We start from the raw sequence: 3,882 nt of genomic DNA, 5'->3' as shown, positions 1-3,882 counted from the left end.
CGCAGGTACTTAAATGTAGCTCCAAATGGGTATAGATTTTCCATAAATAATCTCCTTACATACTTCTAAGACTATTATACAAAAATTTAGAGAAAAAAATGGAGAAAGAAAACTATAGTTACAAAATATTAGAATTCTATGCTATTTTTTATTTTTATGAACAAGATTGAAACTATAGTTTAAATAGCGAAAAATTTAAATATCTATTATGGTATGATAAGGTAAAGAATAGCTAAAAAGGAAGCTTGTTATACTAGTATAACAAGGATTGACTTACCACTCAATCCTATTCTATCAGCTATCAAAGGAGAAAATGACATGAGAAGAACTTAAAGGATTGACACTAGAAAAATATCATATTTACTTTCATAGTTATCATAAAATTTTTGAAACATAGAAATATATAAGGAGTTTTGTTATGAGAAACAGAAATGGATTGTTGTTATTAGGTGCACTACTTGCTAGCGCTAGTTTAGCAGCTTGTTCATCATCTATGGATACAAAAGGAAAAGGTATCGTTCAGTTAATGAACGACAATCAAGAGAGAGTTTTCTATAGTGTGATCGATTCTAATGATGATGCATTACCTGGAAAAGATGAAAGAATAAACTACGTCTATATCACAAAAGGAGGAAAACTGAACGGGTACGAAATAGGCGGAGGGACTGTTGGTGCAGCCGTAGAGCTTCATATGGATGAAGTTGTAGGCAAAAACATCAATGAAGTTAGAAAATTAGCTGAAGAAAGATCAAAAAGAAGTTTTGAAATCGATAAAGTTAAAGCTAAGGCGATAACAGATGGATCAGGGAATAACACTACAAAAGAAGAGATAAAATTATATGTTAACGATGAAAATAAACCATCTTACCTTACTTACGTATCTCTAACTAGTGGACAAATTCGCGATAAATACTATGCCGGATATATTGCATACACTTCCAGCGTCGTTTCTTCTGGAGATTTACTCATTACCGAAGTTTCTAAAGGAAATGCAATAGGCTTTGATAAAGTAGATGGTGAAATTGTGAAAGAGAAATAATAAAAAAGAGGTCGCCACCTCTTTTTTATTTTTTCAAGTTGTCCATTGCATACTTGACCTCTTCATCCCTAAATTGTTCGCTTTGGAGTCCATCTCTGGTATCGGAAATTGCAAAGTCTGGTTCTGGCGCAGATTGTTTCAACTCTTTAGCTCTTTCTAGCGCGATTTCCTTCCAATCAATACCTGCATTTTCTACTGCGTATTTTGCCTCTTCAGGTGTAAAGCGATTTTCTCTTTGTAACTCACTCTCGGTGTTGAAACTTGATAAGTGGTTGTTTTTAGCATAGTCCTTAGCTTTTTCTATTGCAGCTTTTTTCCAATCAACATCTACATTATCAATAGCGTAGTTGACTTCTGGGTCATCAAATCCGTCTTCGTAGTCTAACTTTTCTTTAATAACTTTTCTTGAAACGAGAGGAGTTTTAGCATACTCTTTAGCTTTTTCCAATGCATTTTGCTTCCAATCAATACCCACGTTATTAAGTGCGTATTTTATAGCCTCTTCAGAAAAGTCTTCTTCCAACAATTTTTTTTCCATAGCATTGTAAGAAAGGTTAAGACTTTTATCATACGATTTAGCTTTGTCTAACGCTTCTTTTTTTTCTTTTTCTTTGTTTTTTTCAACTTGTGCAGTTTTAGTTTCTGTGTTTTCAGATTTTGAACCACAGGCAACTACAGTAGTCGCAAGAAAAACAATCAGCCCTACTAAACTAGCTAAAGTTATTAATTTTTTGAATTTCATTCATATTCTCCTTTTATACAATTTCCTAAGCCAGTAGCTTTTAAGGTACTGGCTTAGGCTGTTAATGTGTAGTCTATTTTACTCGGTTAAAGGTTTGATCTGGCTCTTGAAGATAGAGTTCTTTATCTTTTAACATATATTTTGTTTTTCCTATTTCTCTTCCTTCATCGTCTGTTATTGTCAATACTTTCTTTTGTTTATTAATTTTCACTAATCTTTTTTCTTTGTCTCCGTCTGAATCTTCAGAGGTGACGGTCCCAGCATTTCCTTTAATCACCATGACTAAATGATCACGTCTTGTTAAAATTTCATAAGTTCCATCTAAGGGATCACTGGTTAATTTACGAATTCCAAAGAACAGAACAAGAAAGATAGCTAGGCTTATCCCGATAGATTGTAGAGGTTTTGTTTCAAATAGTTTTTTAATCTTTTCAATGAGACCATTCATATCTAGATTTTCGATTTGTTTTCCAGCTTTTTCTACAAAAATTGACGCCTCTTTTTTGAGTGCTTCTACTTTATCAGGCTTCTCTGTAACTACTTCATTAATTGATTCTTCCATTCTTTCCGTAGTCTCATCGACTTTTTCTACGGTCACTTCTTCAGTATCTTCGACTTTTTCTACGATTACCTCTTCGTTCATTTGGTTTTCATGTTTTTCCATTATTTTCCCTTTTCTCCCAGTTCAAAAAAATTTTATTTTACCCACTTACCTGAGCCATCTACTTTGTAGCCATCTGGTGTACGTTCGTTAACTGCCATCTTACCATTTGACTTGAGATAGTAGTCACCTACCCATGTGTTACGAGCATAGCTTCCTTCTGATGTTAAGTAATAGTAAGAGCTATAGCTGCTATCATAAACCCATTCGCTCTTAGCCATTTTACCATTTGATTTGAGATAATAGCTACCTACCCAAGTGTTACGCGCATAGCTACCCTCAGATGTTAGGTAATAGTATGAACTATAGTTTTTATCGTAAATCCACTCGCTTTTAGCCATATAGCCACCTGACTTAAGGTAGTAGTTACCTGACCAAGCATTTTGAACAAAGTTACCTGAAGCATTTAGGTAGAAGTATGAATTATACTGAACATCAAAAATCCATTGATTGACTACTTTCACACCAGCTTTGTAGTAAGAAGAACCTGACCAACCAGTCTGACCTGAGTTAGAGTTAGTAGATTGTTTTGGAGTTTCAGTAGCTTTCGGTGTCTCTGAATTTGTTATAGGTACATATCCGTGATTTGATACTTTAAATACTTCTGACCGACCAAAATATCTTTTCCCAAAGTCTTTTTCACTATAAACATCAATATGATATCTTCCATCTTCAGCATATAGTAACCAAACATGGGATTGACTTCTAGTTTGATCCCCAAAACTATTAAAGTTATAACTAGATACAATAGCCCCTGTATCTTCATTAACTAAATCATAATACAAAGATGGATTATCAGTAGAAGAATTTCTTTTAATATCTACCAGCACACTTCCTGAATAAACCGGGTTCCCAGTAGTGGCTATCAATGTGATTTTCAAGGGATTTTGAGTATCTTTTACACTCATATCTGTTAAGGCATGAACCTCTGTCGGTTTAGAAGCTACATAACCTACTGACAATAAAGCACCGGCTAGTAAAGAAGAAGCCAACATTTTTCTGTTTTTCATAATAAAACTCCTTATATATTTCTATTTTTCAAAAAATTTATGATAATTGTCTTATAACCTTAAAAGTAAATATGATAGTTTTCTAGCGTCGAGCATTTAAATTTTCTCCATTTCATTTTCTCCTTTGATGGCTGATAGAATAGGATTGAGTGATAAGTCAATCCTTGTTATACTAGTATAACAACCTAACTTTATTTCCTATCCTTTCCCTTATCATACCATAATAGATATTTAAATTTTTCGCTATTTAAACTATAGTTTCAATCTTGTTCATAAAAATAAAAAATAGCATAGAATTCTAATATTTTGTAACTATAGTTTTCTTTCTCCATTTTTTTCTCTAAATTTTTGTATAATAGTCTTAGAAGTATGTAAGGAGATTATTTATGGAAAATCTATACCCATTTGGAGCTACATTTAAGTACCTGCG

4 protein-coding genes are annotated in these 3,882 nt (G+C 33.1%); 1 reads left to right on the top strand and 3 read right to left on the bottom strand.

What is annotated here, in order from left to right; translation table 11 throughout:
* Positions 1-418 precede the first annotated feature (418 nt).
* Positions 419-1,039 carry a hypothetical protein gene (locus ADJ60_RS02820; protein ID WP_024056543.1) on the top strand — a complete coding sequence of 207 codons (621 nt, stop codon included), beginning with the start codon at positions 419-421 and terminating at the stop codon, positions 1,037-1,039.
* A gap of 25 nt (positions 1,040-1,064) precedes the next feature.
* Here the strand turns inward: ADJ60_RS02820 and ADJ60_RS02815 are convergent, their stop codons facing one another.
* From ADJ60_RS02815 to ADJ60_RS02805, 3 genes are all read right to left on the bottom strand, one after another.
* The gene (locus tag ADJ60_RS02815; RefSeq protein ID WP_024056544.1) at positions 1,065-1,781 is read right to left on the bottom strand and encodes an Ltp family lipoprotein; all 717 of its coding nucleotides are present in this window, start codon (positions 1,779-1,781) and stop codon (positions 1,065-1,067) included.
* A gap of 73 nt (positions 1,782-1,854) precedes the next feature.
* A complete protein-coding gene (locus ADJ60_RS11720) occupies positions 1,855-2,445 on the bottom strand; it encodes a hypothetical protein (RefSeq protein WP_024056545.1) in 591 nt (196 codons plus the stop codon).
* Positions 2,446-2,477: 32 nt separating this feature from the next.
* Positions 2,478-3,452 (bottom strand): hypothetical protein, encoded by a 975-nt coding sequence (locus tag ADJ60_RS02805; protein ID WP_049502202.1) that lies wholly within the window; start codon positions 3,450-3,452, stop codon positions 2,478-2,480.
* Positions 3,453-3,882 lie beyond the last annotated feature (430 nt).

It is taken from the genome of Streptococcus pseudopneumoniae (assembly GCF_001076775.1).
GTDB lineage: Bacteria > Bacillota > Bacilli > Lactobacillales > Streptococcaceae > Streptococcus > Streptococcus pseudopneumoniae_G.
Note: the sequence above shows the minus strand (reverse complement) of the source record. Positions and strands in the feature narration are given on the sequence as shown.